Origin of the sequence: Nonomuraea aridisoli (genome assembly GCF_003236395.1) — a bacterium.
Classification (GTDB): Bacteria; Actinomycetota; Actinomycetes; order Streptosporangiales; family Streptosporangiaceae; genus Nonomuraea; species Nonomuraea aridisoli.
Window position 1 is genome coordinate 1 of the sequence record NZ_POUD01000248.1, and the last position, 13,911, is coordinate 13,911.

General features: G+C 73.4%; 15 protein-coding genes. 13 read left to right on the top strand and 2 right to left on the bottom strand.

Translation table 11 applies throughout. The features are described from left to right. Nucleotides 1-18: 18 nt before the first annotated feature. The gene (locus C1J01_RS37835) at nt 19-498 is read right to left on the bottom strand and encodes a hypothetical protein (RefSeq protein WP_146615867.1); all 480 of its coding nucleotides are present in this window, start codon (nt 496-498) and stop codon (nt 19-21) included. Between the two features lie 214 nt (nt 499-712). On the opposite strand from C1J01_RS37835, the gene C1J01_RS50430 reads away from it, so the two are divergent. From C1J01_RS50430 to C1J01_RS37845, 3 genes are all read left to right on the top strand, one after another. After that, complete coding sequence (locus C1J01_RS50430) at nt 713-856, top strand: hypothetical protein (protein WP_181449193.1); 144 nt, start codon at nt 713-715, stop codon at nt 854-856. Next, on the top strand, nt 853-1,374 hold the full coding sequence (locus tag C1J01_RS37840) for an NADPH-dependent FMN reductase (protein WP_181449194.1): 522 nt from the start codon (nt 853-855) through the stop codon (nt 1,372-1,374). Before C1J01_RS50430 ends, C1J01_RS37840 begins: the two co-directional genes overlap by 4 nt. A gap of 117 nt (nt 1,375-1,491) precedes the next feature. After that, the gene (locus C1J01_RS37845; protein ID WP_111183775.1) at nt 1,492-2,388 is read left to right on the top strand and encodes a glycoside hydrolase family protein; all 897 of its coding nucleotides are present in this window, start codon (nt 1,492-1,494) and stop codon (nt 2,386-2,388) included. Here the strand turns inward: C1J01_RS37845 and C1J01_RS37850 are convergent, their stop codons facing one another. Then, complete coding sequence (locus tag C1J01_RS37850) at nt 2,389-3,339, bottom strand: sulfotransferase family protein (protein WP_111183776.1); 951 nt, start codon at nt 3,337-3,339, stop codon at nt 2,389-2,391. A 380-nt stretch (nt 3,340-3,719) separates the two neighbouring features. On the opposite strand from C1J01_RS37850, the gene C1J01_RS37855 reads away from it, so the two are divergent. The 10 genes from C1J01_RS37855 to C1J01_RS37900 form a co-directional block, all read left to right on the top strand. Beyond that, the gene (locus C1J01_RS37855) at nt 3,720-4,244 is read left to right on the top strand and encodes a flavin reductase family protein (RefSeq protein WP_111183777.1); all 525 of its coding nucleotides are present in this window, start codon (nt 3,720-3,722) and stop codon (nt 4,242-4,244) included. Between the two features lie 16 nt (nt 4,245-4,260). Further along, nucleotides 4,261-5,172: a glutathione S-transferase C-terminal domain-containing protein gene (locus C1J01_RS37860; protein ID WP_111183778.1), complete on the top strand. Its 912-nt coding sequence runs from the start codon at nt 4,261-4,263 to the stop codon at nt 5,170-5,172. Continuing rightward, on the top strand, nt 5,169-6,488 hold the full coding sequence (locus C1J01_RS37865) for an NtaA/DmoA family FMN-dependent monooxygenase (protein ID WP_111183779.1): 1,320 nt from the start codon (nt 5,169-5,171) through the stop codon (nt 6,486-6,488). The genes C1J01_RS37860 and C1J01_RS37865 overlap by 4 nt, the downstream gene beginning before the upstream one ends. Further along, nucleotides 6,485-7,621 (top strand): LLM class flavin-dependent oxidoreductase, encoded by a 1,137-nt coding sequence (locus C1J01_RS37870; protein ID WP_111183780.1) that lies wholly within the window; start codon nt 6,485-6,487, stop codon nt 7,619-7,621. The genes C1J01_RS37865 and C1J01_RS37870 overlap by 4 nt, the downstream gene beginning before the upstream one ends. Beyond that, nucleotides 7,618-8,652, top strand: a complete 1,035-nt coding sequence (locus tag C1J01_RS37875) for an LLM class flavin-dependent oxidoreductase (protein WP_111183781.1) — start codon at nt 7,618-7,620, stop codon at nt 8,650-8,652. Before C1J01_RS37870 ends, C1J01_RS37875 begins: the two co-directional genes overlap by 4 nt. After that, nucleotides 8,649-9,740, top strand: a complete 1,092-nt coding sequence (locus C1J01_RS37880; RefSeq protein WP_111183782.1) for an LLM class flavin-dependent oxidoreductase — start codon at nt 8,649-8,651, stop codon at nt 9,738-9,740. Before C1J01_RS37875 ends, C1J01_RS37880 begins: the two co-directional genes overlap by 4 nt. Then, nucleotides 9,737-11,332, top strand: coding sequence for an ABC transporter substrate-binding protein (locus tag C1J01_RS37885; protein ID WP_111183783.1), 1,596 nt, complete (start codon nt 9,737-9,739; stop codon nt 11,330-11,332). Before C1J01_RS37880 ends, C1J01_RS37885 begins: the two co-directional genes overlap by 4 nt. Continuing rightward, on the top strand, nt 11,329-12,234 hold the full coding sequence (locus C1J01_RS37890; RefSeq protein WP_111183784.1) for an ABC transporter permease: 906 nt from the start codon (nt 11,329-11,331) through the stop codon (nt 12,232-12,234). Before C1J01_RS37885 ends, C1J01_RS37890 begins: the two co-directional genes overlap by 4 nt. A gap of 7 nt (nt 12,235-12,241) precedes the next feature. Then, on the top strand, nt 12,242-13,108 hold the full coding sequence (locus tag C1J01_RS37895) for an ABC transporter permease (protein WP_111183785.1): 867 nt from the start codon (nt 12,242-12,244) through the stop codon (nt 13,106-13,108). Next, the coding region (locus tag C1J01_RS37900; RefSeq protein WP_146615868.1) for an ABC transporter ATP-binding protein at nt 13,105-13,911 on the top strand (807 nt) is incomplete at its 3' end. The genes C1J01_RS37895 and C1J01_RS37900, both read left to right, overlap by 4 nt.

Consider the following 13,911-nt stretch of genomic DNA (forward strand, 5'->3'; position numbering starts at 1 on the left):
GGTCGGGGATGGTGGCGGTTATGCGGTGGTGGCGAGGGTGGCGCTGGTGGTGAGGAGGGCGGCGCCGGTGGTGGTCAGCAGGGCGCCCAGGCCGATGACCAGGGTGGTGACCTGCCAGGCCTGGTAGGCGTTCAGCAGTGAGGCCCGCAACATCTGCCCCATGAAGGCCGTCTGCCGCAGCCCGGACAGCTTCTCGTCCTCCTCGCCGGCCGCGAACAACTCGGCGCTGACCTCCGCGTACGACCGCCCGCCCGTGGCGGCCAGCACGTTGCGCCCGATCACCTCGGCGTACGCCCTCGCCTGCGGCCCGGTCAGGACCGGCGCGCCCTGGCGGACGGCCGGCCCCTCACCGGGAAAGGTGATCGACTGCCCTCGCAGCTCGAGCCTGATCTCGGTACGCGCCTTCCACCCCTGGACGGCCATGACCGGCCCCGCCGCAGCCATCGCGGCCCCGGCGACGCCCAGCAACACCACCGCCGCCGTCCGGACAACACTCATCTCTCACTCCTCACCCCGGAACGCCCGGGTCACGGGATCTTCCTCGCTGAAGGGCACGGTCCAAGCCTCGGCCCCGGCCGCCCGGTCCGGGCAGGGACCAAAGTCCCTCGTCACCGGCCCGATGGACCATCGATCACCGGGACGCCGAGCAGTATCCCTTCATATCAAGTAGGAATAATTGACTATCCCGGAGGAGAGGCCGTACATTGCCGCCATGACAGAGGATCGCCACGTCCGCAGGTCCCGCCCGCACACGTCGAAGCTTCCGGGTGACCTGTACTGGTACGACCTGCCGGACGACGACGTCGAGCCCGAGCCGTCCGCGCTGCGCCGGTGCCTGCGGCGGTGGTGGCCGTGAGCCGTGACGGTGTGGTCGCGCTGGTCGGCAACCCGCGTCCCGGGTCCAGGACCCTGGGCGCGGCAGTCGAGATCGCCGAGACCCTGGTCAAGGAGGCCGGCCACGACGATCCGGTCACCTTGGTCGACCTGTCGGCCCTCGCGCCTCGGCTCCTCGCGCCCGTGCCGCCGCCGGAGGTGACGGCGGTCCGCGAACGGGTCGCCGCGGCGAAGGTGCTCGTCGTGGCCGGCCCCACGTACAAGGGCACCTACACGGGACTGCTCAAGGTGTTCCTGGACGGGCTGCCGTCGCGCGCCCTGGCCGGCACGCTGGCGCTGCCCGTGCTGGTGATGGGCGACCCGCGGCACGCGCTCGCCGTCGAGGTCCACCTGCGCCCGCTGCTGGTCGAGCTGGGGGCCGCCGTCCCCACGCCCGGCCTCGCGCTGCTGGAGGCCGACCTCCCGCGGCTGCGGGAGGTGCTGGAGCCCTGGCAGGCCGCGGTCGCGCCACAGGTGCGCGCGGCGCTCGCGGAGCGATGACCGTACGGGGCTGAGATCCCGGCGATGGCGATCGGAAAACCATGACCACCGCAGAGAACGTCCAAAGAAAGGTCGGCGTCCGTGCCCAGCTCCGAGCCCTCGCCTAGGCTCGCGCCCATGTCGATCAACGAGAACACCCTGCTGCCCCGCCCCGATCGAGCGGTGGTGGCGATCGAGCCGCCGGCCGCGCAGGAGGGGTACTGGGCGGGCGCGCCCAGCGCGGTCGCCGCCGACGGGCTGATCTATCTCGCCTACCGCCTGCGCCGCCCGGTCGGCCACGGGCGCGGGTACGCGGTCGTGGTCGCCCGCTCCGCGGACGGCGAGCGCTTCGAGACCCTGACGACGATCACCCGCGAGCGGATGGACGCCGAGTCGCTGGAGCGGCCCTCGCTGGTACGCCTGCCGGACGGCCGCTGGCGCCTCTACCTGAGCTGTGCCACCGAAGGCACCAAGCACTGGCGGGTGGAGGTGCTGGAGGCGGACGACCCGGCCGCGTTCGACGAGCGCTCGCGGGTCACCGTCCTGCCCGGTGATCCGAAGACCGGGGTGAAGGACACGGTGATCGTCCGCCGGGACGGCGTCTGGCACCTGTGGGCGTCCTGTCATCCGCTCGCCGACCCGGACGAGGCCGACCGGATGGTGACCGACTACGCCACCAGCGCCGACGGCCTTCACTGGACCTGGCACGGCACCGCGCTGAGCGGCCGTCCGGGGCTGTGGGACGCGCGCGGCGTCCGCGTCAGCGCGGTGCGCTTCGACGGCGAGCGGGTGCTGGCGTTCTACGACGGCCGGGCGAGCGCCGCGGAGAACTACGAGGAGCGCACCGGCATCGCCGCCGGCGCCGACCCGGCCGCGCTGACCCCGCTGGGCGAAGCGCCCGCCGCCCTCTCGCCGCACGGCGGCGGGGGCCTGCGCTACCTGGAGATCGTGGACCTGCCGGCCGGCGGAGTGCGGCTGTACTACGAGTACACCCGTCCCGACGGCGCCCACGACCTGCGTACCGAGCTGAGGTGATCAGGACCGGCGGCCGTTGCGTGACTGGCGCTGGCCCGGCGGCCTGGCGCCGACCAGGCCGCCGGAGCGTTCCCGGGGGCGCAGCCAGTCGCTGAAGTCGTCCCCCGTGACCTGTTCGAGCAGGCGGACGTCGTCGGCGAAGTACGGGATGAGCCGCTGCCGCTGCTCCCACGACAGCGGCCGGCGGGCCGGACCGCGGCGCTGGAGCAGGCCCTCGACCGGCCCGCCCAGGGCCCTCGGCAACCGCCTGCGTATGGCCGACAGCAGCAGGTGCCGGGGGCCCGCGTCCGGGTGCGCGGTGACGTTGTCGCGGGGGACCTCGGTGAGCAGCCCCTGGCGTACGCCGAGGAAGGCGCAGATCCGGTCCAGCGTCTGGGCGGGCCGGTCGACGAGGTCGCGGTAGCGGAAGACCAGCACCTGCTCGCGCGGGAACAGCGCGAACAGGTGGGCGAGCTGCTCGCCGTAGCGGCCGAGGCCGACGTAGTGCCAGAAGTGCGCCCACCCGTCGGCGACGCGCCGAGGCTCGGCCTCGCAGGCGCGGACGAGGTCGCCGATCGGTTCCAGTCCGGCCGACCACAGGTGGGTCCAGTTGGAGTGGGCCCGCTCGACCGGGTCGCGCAGGATCACGATGAGCCTGGCGTGCGGGACGGCGGCGTGGATGCGCCGCTGGGCGGCCAGGTCGTACAGGTAGAAGGGGGTCGACTCCCCGGTGAGCGTGCCCGGGGGCGCCTCGGCGAACAGCGCCTCGTAGTCCGCGCGCCGCCAGACGTGCTCCCGGTACGTCTCGGCGTCGCCCGGCCCGCCCCGGTCGGGCGGCGGGCCGTCGGTGAGGAAGAACTTCGGCTCCTTGATCCTGGACAGGAACAGGTCCGGGTGCTGCTGCAGCGCGGTGTGCAGGGCCGTGGTCCCCGCCTTGGGCACGCCCGCGATCAGGAAGTCGGGCAGGGGCATGTCGTCCTCCCCGGGAAGGGCATCATTACCGAATTTTCCTACCAAATGTGTCGGACTTTCAAGTATGGACCCGAAGGGCTTTCCCTCAAAACCAGTAGGAAATATTGACTTATGGCGGACCGCGACCTAGCGTCGTACGCATGAGCCAGGGTTTCCTCCTGACCAGGCGCCCGCACGTGGACTTCGGCCACGTCGCCAGCGCGCAGTGTCGTTGATCACGGACCCGTAGCCCGCGGGCGCCGCCGCCCGCCGTCACCCTCGTGCCTCCGGCGTGGCCGACGACGCCTGCGCCTCAGTTCGGCTTCCCGCTGCCGGCGAACCGCCGCCAACGCGGAGCACGCCTTCTCCCCGTGAGGAACTCTCTCGTGATCGTGCCATCAGTGACATCCGGCCCCGGCAGGGCTGGGCCGCCCCGCGCCGTGGGCGCCGAGCGGTTCCGGCGCACGCTCGCCGCGCACGCCAGCGGCGTCGTGATCATCACCGCGCAGAACGGCGGCGTCCCCGTCGGGCTCACCGCCACCTCGTTCTCCTCCGTCAGCCTCGAACCGCCGCTCGTCTCCTTCTACGTCGACCGTTCCTCCACCACCTGGCCGCGGCTGGGCGCGGCCGGCCACTTCGCGGTCAACATCCTGGCCAGTGACCAGGCCGAGCTGGCGGCCAGGTTCGCCCGCAAGGGCGCCGACCGCTTCGCCGCGCCCACCCGCTGGCGCCCCGGCCCGCTGGGCGCCCCGCTGCTCGACGACGTCTCAGCGCACCTGATCTGCCTGCCCTACGACAGGGTCACGGTCGGCGACCACATCCTCGTCGTCGGCCTGGTCGCCGAGGCCGCCGTGCACGGCTCCGGCCGCCCGCTCCTCTACCACCAGGGCCGCTTCGGCCGCTTCCTGGCCCACCCCGACTCCTGAGACCTCGGAGGCACCTGTGTCCCTCGACACCCGGACGCCGGCCTACGCGAGCGCGGCCGACCACGCCGCGTACGGCCACTACGGCCCGGGCCGGCTGCACCTTTCCCCAGGCTGGGACCGCCCGATCTACCCGTTCCAGGGCAGGATCACCGACGACGGCTCCAGCGGCTTCCGCGCCGAGCCCGGCCGCTACCACCTCTACGTCGCCTGGGTCTGCCCGTACGCCCACCGCGCCGCGATCGTCCGCAAGCTCAAGGGCCTGGAGGACGTGGTCTCGCTGTCCTACGTGGACGACGAGCGCGACGGCCGCGGCTGGGCCTTCAGGGAACGCCGCGGCCCCGACCCGGTCAACGGCTTCACGCTGCTGGAGCAGGCCTACGACGCCACCGAGAAGGGGTACGCCGGCCACATCTCCGTCCCGGTGCTCTGGGACCGGCGCACCGGCGCGATCGTCAGCAACCACTTCCCCGACATCACCATCGACCTCGCCACCCGGTTCGAGCGGTGGGCCCGCGGCCCGGCCGACCTCTACCCGCAGGCTCTGCGCCCCGAGATCGACCGGCTGAACGCGTGGATCCACCGCGACGTCAACACCGGTGTCTCCCGCGTGGCCCACGCCGCCACCGAGCAGGACCGCGAGCGGGAGCGACACACGGTCGTGGCGGCGTTGGAGCGGCTGGACGAACGCCTCGCCGAGCAGCGCTACCTGACCGGCGGCACGATCACCGAGGCCGACGTGCGGCTGTGGGTGACCCTGGCCAGGTTCGACGCGGAGTACAACCGCGGCCATCTCGTCAGCGAGCGCGAGCTCGCCGACTTCGAGCACCTGTGGCCGTACGCGCGCGACCTCTACCAGCGCCCGGCCTTCCGGGAGACGACCGAGGGGCTGCCCGCCGGCTGGGACGCCCCGCACGGGCGGGGCCGATGACCCGCAAGCGGGTCCACCTGGCGGCCCACTTCCCCGGGGTGAACAACACCACCGTCTGGACCGACCCGCGCTCCGGCAGCCAGATCGACTTCGCCTCGTTCGCCCATCTGGCCAGGACGGCCGAGCGCGGGAAGTTCGACTTCTTCTTCCTGGCCGAGGGGCTGCGGCTGCGCGAGCTCAAGGGGCGCGTCCACGACCTCGACGTGGTGGGCCGGCCCGAGTCGCTCAGCGTGCTCAGCGCCCTGGCGGCCGTCACCGAGCGGCTCGGCCTCGCCGCGACCGTCAACGCCACCTTCAACGAGCCGTACGAGCTGGCCAGACGCCTGGCCACGCTCGACCACCTGAGCGAGGGCCGGGCCGCGTGGAACGTGGTGACCACCTCCGACGCCTTCACCGGTGAGAACTTCCGCCGCGGCGGCTACCTCGACCGCTCTCAGCGGTACGAGCGGGCGGAGGAGTTCGTCCGGCTGGCGCGCGAGTTGTGGGACTCCTGGCGGCCGGGCGCGGTCGTCAACGACCCCGAGGCCGGGCGGTTCGTCGAGGAGGGAGCCATCGGGACGGTCCGGCACCACGGCGCGCACTTCACCGTCGAGGGCCGCTTCACCCTGCCCCGCGGCCCACAGGGCCACCCGGTCGTCATCCAGGCGGGCGACTCGGACGAGGGCCGGGAGTTCGCCGCCGCCAACGCCGACGTCATCTTCACCCCGCACGGCAGGCTGGAGGACGGCAGACGGTTCTACGCCGACGTCAAGCGCCGCCTGGCCAGGTACGGCCGCGAACCCCACCAGCTCAAGATCATGCCGGGCGCGACGTACGCGCTCGGCGACACCGAGGAGGAGGCCGCCGAGAACGCGGCGGCCATCCGCAGGCAGCAGGTCGGCCCCCAGACGGCGATCGCGTTCCTGGAGCAGGTGTGGGGTCGTGACATGTCGGCCTACGACCCGGAAGGGCCGCTGCCGGAGGTCGAGCCGGACCTGTCGGAAGGCGTCTCCCAGGGCCGGGTGCCGCTCAAGGACCGCGCCGCCGTGGCCGCCAAGTGGCGTGCGCTGGCCGAGGAGAAGAACCTGACGATCCGGGAGCTGGTCATCGAGGTCACCGGGCGGCAGACGTTCGTCGGCACCCCCGAGAGCGTGGCCCGGCAGATCGACGAGCACGTGCGGGCCGACGCCGCCGACGGGTTCATCCTCGTGCCGCACCTGACGCCGGGCGGGCTGGACGAGTTCGTCGACCGGGTGGTGCCGCTGCTGCAGGAGCGCGGCGCCTTCCGCGCCGACTACACCGGCGCCACCCTCCGTGAACACCTGGAGCTGTCATGAGGCTGCACCTCGCCGTGGCGCTGGACGGCGCCGGCTGGCACCCGGCCGCCTGGCGGGAGTCCCCGTCGGACGTCTTCTCCGCCCGTCACTGGGCCGCCCTGGCCGCCGAGGCCGAGCGCGGGCTGCTCGACTTCGTCACCATCGAGGACGCCCTCGGCCTGCAGTCCACCGCGCCCGACGGCGACGACGACCGCACCGACCAGGTGCGCGGCCGGTTCGACGCCGTGCTGCTCGCCGCCCGGCTGGCCCCGCTCACCCGGCGGATCGGGCTGGTGCCGACCGCCACCACCACACACACCGAGCCGTTCCACGTGGCCATCGGGATCGCCACGCTCGACCACGTCAGCGGCGGCCGGGCCGGGTGGCGGCCGCGCGTCTCCGCGACCGCCTCGGACGCGCGGCACTTCGGCCGCAGGCGGTTCCCGCTGGACCCGGACACGCACGTACGGGACCTGTTCGCCGAGGCCGCCGACGCCGTCGAGGTGGCGCGGCGGCTCTGGGACAGCTGGGAGGACGACGCCGAGATCCGCGACGTGGCCACCGGCCGGTTCATCGACCGCGACAAACTTCACTACATCGACTTCACCGGCCGGTTCTTCTCGGTGAAGGGGCCGTCGATCACGCCGCGGCCCCCGCAGGGGCAGCCCGTGGTGACCGCGCTGGCCCACGCGCGGCTGCCGTACGAGTTCGCCGCGTCGAGCGCCGACGTCGTGTACGTCACGCCGCACTCCGCCGAGCAGGCCGGCGCGATCGTGCGGGAGATCAAGGAGCTGTCCGGCGAGCTGAAGATCTTCGCCGACCTGCTCGTCTTCCTCGACGACGACGCGGACGACGCCGCGCGGCGCAAGGGGCGGCTCGACGAGCTCGACGGGGCGGAGCTCGCCTCCGACGCCGCCGTCTTCACCGGCACCCCCGCCCGGCTGGCCGAGGTGCTGCTGGAGTGGCGCAGGGCCGGGATCCAGGGGTTCCGGCTCCGGCCCGGCGTGGTGCCGCACGACCTGTGGCAGATCACCCGCCGCCTGACGGCCGAGCTGCGCGGGCACGGCGCGTTCCGCCACGAGTACGAGGCCGGCACGCTGCGCGGGCTGCTCGGCCTGCCCCGTCCGGCGAGCCGCTACGCGGAGGTGTCATGAAATTTCTGGCCATCACGTTGATCGTGCACAACGACGACCGGTCACCCACCGCACGCTTCCGCGAGGTCGTCGAGAACGCGGTGCTGGCCGAGGAGCTCGGCTTCGACGGCTTCGGCGTGGGGGAGCGGCACGAGCGGCCGTTCATCTCCTCCTCGCCGCCCGTCGTGCTCAGCCACATCGCGGCCAGGACGTCCAGGATCCGGCTGTTCACCGCGGTCACCACGCTCAGCCTGCTGGACCCCGTACGGGCCTACGAGGACTACGCCACGCTCGACCACCTGTCGGAGGGCCGGCTGGAGCTGATCATCGGCAAGGGCAACGGCGCCGCGCAGGCCCGGCTGTTCCACGTCACGCCCGAGGACCAGTGGGAGCGCAACCAGGAGGCCTACGAGCTGTTCCGCCGCCTGTGGCGGGAGGACAAGGTCACCTGGGAGGGCAGGTTCCGCCCGTCGCTGACCGACGCCGAGACCTGGCCGAGGCCGCTGCAGCGCCCCATCCGGGTCTGGCACGGCAGCGCCACCAGCAAGGAGTCGGTGGACCTGGCCGCCCGCTACGGCGACCCGCTGTTCTCCGCGAACGTCACCAACCCCGTCGAGCCCTACGCCGAGCTGATCGACCACTATCGCGAGCGCTGGGCGCACTACGGCCACGACCCGGCCGAGGCGCTGGTCGGGGCGGGGACGGCCGGCTACTACGCGGCCCGCACCTCGCAGGAGGCGGTCGAGACGTACCGGCCGATCTTCGAGGCCCGGCTGGAGTTCCAGCGCCGACCCGGGCTGCCGATCGTCTTCCCGACGCTGGAGGACGCCATCGAGCGCAGCTCGATCCTGGTCGGCAGCCCGCAGCAGATCATCGACAAGGTGCTGCGCTACCACAAGCGCCTCGGGCATGAGGTCATGCACCTGCACGCCGACGCCGACGGGCTCACGCCGCGACAACATCGCGACGCGCTGGAGCTCTTCCAGGCCGAGATCGCGCCGGTGCTGCGCGCCGAGATCCCCAGCCGGCCGTTCCCCGGAGGAGCCGCATGACGCTGTCCATCCTCGATCTCGCCCCCATCCCCTCGGGCCGGACCGCGGCCGACGCGCTGCGGAACACCCTCGACCTCGCCCGCCGCGCGGAACAGTACGGCTACCGCCGCTACTGGGTCGCCGAGCACCACTTCGCGCCCGGCGTGGCGAGCTCGGCCCCCGCCGTGCTGATCGCCCTGCTGGCCGCGGCCACGTCCACGATCCGCGTCGGGTCGGGAGCCGTGCAGCTCGGGCACCAGACCCCGCTGTCGGTCGTCGAGCAGTTCGGCCTTATCGACGCCCTCCATCCCGGGCGCGTGGACCTCGGGATCGGCCGGTCGGGGCAGCGCCGCGCCGAGCTCGCCAGGGCCGAGCTGCCCGGGAGGAGGCCCGCCAGGGTCGTGGACGGGCTGCTCATCCCGCCGCCGTTCGACCTCTCCGGGCTCGTCAAGCACCCGCACCTCGTCCACCAGGCCACGCTCCTGCAGCAGCCCGGCGCCCGCACACCCGACTTCGCCGGCCAGATCGACGAGGTGCTCGCCTTCCTCGGCGGCGGTCACGAGGCGCACGCCGTCCCCGGCGAGGGCGCCGACGTGCAGGTGTGGATCCTCGGCAGCAGCGGCGGGCAGAGCGCCCAGGTGGCGGGGGAGCGCGGGCTGCCGTTCGCGGCGAACTACCACGTCAGCCCGTCCAGCGTGCTCGAGGCCGTCGAGGCCTACCGGGAGGCGTTCAAACCGTCCGGCGCGCTGGCCGAGCCGTACGTGATCGTCTCGGCGGACGCGGTCGTCGCGGACGACGAGACGCGCGCCCGCGAGCTGGCCAAGGGCTACGACCTGTGGGTCCGCAGCATCAGGACCGGGGCGGGCGCGATGCCGTACCCCACGCCGGAGGAGGCCGACGCCCACGTGTGGACGCGGGCGGACCGGGAGCTGGTCAAGGACCGGGTCGACACCCGCTTCGTGGGCTCGCCCGGCCAGGTGGCCGAGGGGCTGCGCGTGCTGCGCCGCGTGACCGGGGCCGACGAGGTGCTGGTGACCACCATCACCCACGGCCACGAGGACCGCGTGCGCTCGTACGAGCTGCTCGCCGAGGCGTGGGAGCGACCATGAGACGCCTGATCCCCATGTTGTTGCTCGCCCTCGCCGCGTGCGGCGCCCCGCCCGCGCCGAGCGCCCAGGGCACGGCGCTGACCTGGGCGATCGAGACGCAGCCGATCACCCTGAACCCGCAGCAGTGGTCGCAGAACAAGGCCAGGCTGCTGGTGTTCAACCAGTTCGACGCGCTGCTGTCGAAGACCGAGGACGGCTCGTTCCGGCCGTGGCTGGCCAAGGCGTGGACGGTCTCGGACGACGGCCTGACCTACACCCTCGACCTGCGCGACGACGTCACCTTCCACGACGGGGAGAAATTCGACGCCGCCGCCGTCAAGGCCAACCTCGACCAGTTCCGCGTGCCCGGCTACAACCCCGCGGTCGCCGCGATCCAGCTCAGGGCCTTCGACGAGGCCGAGGTCGTGTCGCCGTACCGGGTGAGGATCACGCTGAAGGAGCCGGACGCGCTGTTCCTGGACTTCCTCGCCTCGCCGTACGCCGGGCAGGTCTCGCCGAAGTCGTTCAAGAGCGCCGAGGACCTCAAGTTCGGCGGGCCGGACCTGGTCGGGACGGGCCCGTTCATCCTGGACCGGTACGTGCAGGGCCAGGAGATCCACTACCGCCGCAACCCCGCCTACGCCTGGCCGCCCGCCGGAGCGGAGCACCAGGGGCCCGCCCACCTGGCGGAGATCACCTACCGGTTCCTGCCCGAGGCGGCCGTCCGCGTCGGCGCGCTCACCTCCGGCCAGGTGCAGGTCATCGAGGGCGTGCCCGCCACCGAGGCCGCCCTCATCGAGAGCGACCCGGAGCTGAGGCTGCGGACGGCGCTCAACTCCGGCACCGCCTACGCGTACTACTTCAACACCTCCCACCCGCCCTTCGACGACCGCCGCGTACGCGAGGCGTTCCGGGAGGCCGTGGACGTCGAGGCGGTGCTGAGGTCCGTCTACCGCGGCACCGCCACCAGGGCGTGGAGCATCGTCGGCGAGGCGAGCCCCTTCTACGACACCACCCTCAAGAACGCCTACGGCGGTGACGTGGCCAAGGCCAACGCCCTGCTCGACGCCGCCGGCTGGAAGGAGCGCGACGCCGAGGGCTTCCGCGTCAAGGACGGCAGGCGGCTCACCGTCCGCGAGGTCGCCTCCGCGCCGTTCGTCAGGGACCGCCGCGACGTCCTCGCCCAGGCGATCCAGGCCCAGGTCAAGCAGAACGCCGGCATCGACCTCCAGGTGCGGATCCTCGACCAGGGCAGCGCCCAGAAGGCGTGGGACGACGGCGCGTACGAGCTCTTCGGCAACTCCCGCGGCGACTCCGACGCGGGCGCCGCGCTCAACCTCATCCTGCCGGAGCAGGGCGCCATCAACCGCACCCACTTCGCCGACCCCCAGGTGGACGAATGGCTCGCCGCCGCGTCCGCCGCCTCCGACCCGGCCGAGCGCGAGGAGCTGTACGCCAAGGTCCAGCGGGCCGCGGTGCTGGAGCACGCCATCGTCTTCCCGATCTACGTCCCGGCCGACCAGATCGCCGCGCACAAGAGCGTGCGGGGACTCCGTTTCGACCCGGCCTCCGGCACCCCCGCGAGCGCGTACGACGTGCGGATCGACACATGATCAAGCGGTTGGTCACGGGCCTGGCCGTCCTGTGGGCCGCCGCCACGGCCTCGTACGTCGCGCTGCTGCTCGCCCCCGGCGACACCGTCGACATCCTGGTCGGCGACGGCCCCGACACGCCGGAGATCAGGGCGAGGATCGTCGCGGAGTGGGGGCTCGACCGGCCCGAGATCGTGCAGTACCTGTCCTACCTGTGGCGGCTGCTCCACGGGGACCTCGGCCGTTCGTACCAGCTCCAGCGCGGGGTCGGCGAGATCCTCGCCGGCCAGGTCGGCCCCACCGCGCAGCTCACCCTCGCCGCCGCCGGGACCGGGGTGACGCTGGCCGCGGTCATCGCGCTCGTCACGGCGGGCCGGGGGCGGTGGGCGCGCGGCGCCGCCTCGGCGGCCGAGCTTGTCTCGGTGTCCGTGCCGCCGTTCCTCATCGGGATCGTGCTGCTGTCGGTGTTCTCGTTCACGCTCGGCTGGTTCCCCGTCTCAGGGGCACAGGGACCCCGGGCGCTGGTGCTGCCCGCGCTCGCGCTGGGCCTGCCCGTCGCGGGCGTGCTCGGCCAGGTGCTGCGCGGCGGGCTGGAACGGGCGCTGGAGCAGCCGTTCGCCGTGACGGCCAGGGCGCGCGGCCTCACCGAGCGCGCCCTGGTCGGCCGGCACGCCCTGCGGCACGCGCTGATCCCAGCCGTGACGCTGGCCGGCTGGTTCACCGGGACGCTGCTGGGCGGCGCGGTGATCACCGAGGTGCTGTTCGGGCGGCCGGGTCTCGGCCAGGTCGCCATGCAGGCCGTGACCGGCCGGGACATGCCCGTCGTCATGGCCGTCGTCCTGCTGGCCGCCGTCGTGTACGTCACCCTCAGCACGCTGCTCGACCTCGCCTACCGCGTCATCGACCCCAGGATCAGGGGGTGAGCCCGGCATGATCCCCCAGCGCGTACGGCTCCTTCGCGGCCGTGCTCCCGGATCCCGCCCGGCCACCCGCGAGCCGCGCACGGGCACGGCGGCCGTGGCGGCCGTGCTGGTCCTGCTCGGCGTCGCCGTGGCCGCGCCCGGCCTGCTCACCGGCGTCGATCCGCTGGCCGCCGACCCGCTGGGCGCGCTCGCCCCGCCCGGCGCCGGGCACTGGTTCGGCACCGACCACCTCGGCCGGGACGTGCTGGCCAGGGTCGTCCACGGCGCCCGCCACTCCCTCACCATCGGGGTCGCCGCCACCACCCTGGCTGTCGGCTCCGGCGTGCTGCTCGGCCTGGCCGCCGGGCTGTCACCGAAATGGCTGGACGAGGCGCTGGCGCGCTCGTTCGACGTGCTGTCCACGCTGCCGGAGCTGCTGCTCGCCCTGCTCGTCGTGGCGATCACCGGCCCCGGCACGGGCAACGTCATCGTCGCCATCGCCATCGCGCAGATCCCGAACTACGCCCGCGTGATCCGCGCCCAGACCTTCGTCGTGCGCCGCTCCGGCTATGTCGAGCAGGCGCTCACCTTCGGCCGCTCCCGCCTGGCGATCACCGCCGGGCACGTGCTGCCGAACGTGCTCGGCCCGATTCCCGTGCTGGCCACCATAGGCCTCGGCCAGGCCGTCATCGCCGGCTCCGGGCTCAGCTTCCTCGGCATGGGGCCGCAACCCCCGGCCGCCGAGTGGGGCGCCATGCTCTCCGAGGCCCGCAACTACCTGCGAGTCGCCTGGTGGGAGGCGCTCTTCCCGGGCCTGGCGGTCACGCTCACCGTCGTCTGCCTGACCGTCGCAGGACGTCGCCTGCAGCGCCGCTTCGAGGGGAGAACACCATGACCTCGCTGATCACCGTGGAGGACCTGCGCGTGCGGTTCGGCGACGCCGAGGTCGTCCGCGGCGTCTCCCTGTCGGCGGACCCCGGTGAATGCGTGGCGATCGTCGGAGAGTCCGGCTCCGGCAAGAGCGTCACGGCGCGCACGCTGCTGGGCCTCGCCGGACCCGGCTCGGCCGTGCGCGCGGCGCGGTTCCACGTGGCGGGCCGCGACGCGCTCGCCTTCGGCCCGCGCGACTGGCGGCGGCTGCGCGGCCGCTTCGCCGGTCTCGTGCTGCAGGACGCGCTGGTCTCGCTGGACCCGCTGCGCACGGTCGGCGCCGAGATCGCCGAGGCGCTCGCCGTCCACGACGTGGTGCCGCGGGCCGGCCGCGCCGAGCGGGTGCGGGAACTGCTCGACGCGGTCGGCGTGCCGGAACCGGCCCTCCGCGCCGGGCAGTATCCCCACCAGCTCTCCGGCGGGCTCCGGCAGCGGGCGCTGATCGCCTGCGCCATCGCCGCCGACCCCGGGCTGATCATCGCCGACGAGCCGACCACCGCACTCGACGTCACCGTCCAGGCCCAGATCCTGCGGCTGCTCGCCGAACGCAAGGCCGCCGGCACCGCGCTCCTGCTGATCAGCCACGACCTGGCCGTGGTCGCCTCGATCGCCGACCGCATCCTCGTCATGAAGGACGGCCGGATCGTCGAGCAGGGGCCCGCCCGGGACGTGCTGGCCGCGCCCGCGCACGACTACACGCGCGCGCTGCTGGCCGCCGTCCCCTCCGCCGCCTCCCGCGGCACCCGGCTCGCCACCGGCGCCCCGGGC

Excerpts from the sequence above, each read along its gene's own strand:
- C1J01_RS37865 (WP_111183779.1), top strand. The coding sequence starts at position 5,169 with ATGACCCGCAAGCGGGTCCACCTGGCGGCCCACTTCCCCGGGGTGAAC.
- C1J01_RS37835 (WP_146615867.1), bottom strand. The coding sequence starts at position 498 with ATGAGTGTTGTCCGGACGGCGGCGGTGGTGTTGCTGGGCGTCGCCGGG.
- C1J01_RS37885 (WP_111183783.1), top strand. The coding sequence starts at position 9,737 with ATGAGACGCCTGATCCCCATGTTGTTGCTCGCCCTCGCCGCGTGCGGC.
- C1J01_RS37870 (WP_111183780.1), top strand. The coding sequence starts at position 6,485 with ATGAGGCTGCACCTCGCCGTGGCGCTGGACGGCGCCGGCTGGCACCCG.
- C1J01_RS37875 (WP_111183781.1), top strand. The coding sequence starts at position 7,618 with ATGAAATTTCTGGCCATCACGTTGATCGTGCACAACGACGACCGGTCA.
- C1J01_RS37845 (WP_111183775.1), top strand. The coding sequence starts at position 1,492 with ATGTCGATCAACGAGAACACCCTGCTGCCCCGCCCCGATCGAGCGGTG.
- C1J01_RS37880 (WP_111183782.1), top strand. The coding sequence starts at position 8,649 with ATGACGCTGTCCATCCTCGATCTCGCCCCCATCCCCTCGGGCCGGACC.
- C1J01_RS50430 (WP_181449193.1), top strand. The coding sequence starts at position 713 with ATGACAGAGGATCGCCACGTCCGCAGGTCCCGCCCGCACACGTCGAAG.
- C1J01_RS37890 (WP_111183784.1), top strand. The coding sequence starts at position 11,329 with ATGATCAAGCGGTTGGTCACGGGCCTGGCCGTCCTGTGGGCCGCCGCC.
- C1J01_RS37850 (WP_111183776.1), bottom strand. The coding sequence starts at position 3,339 with ATGCCCCTGCCCGACTTCCTGATCGCGGGCGTGCCCAAGGCGGGGACC.
- C1J01_RS37895 (WP_111183785.1), top strand. The coding sequence starts at position 12,242 with ATGATCCCCCAGCGCGTACGGCTCCTTCGCGGCCGTGCTCCCGGATCC.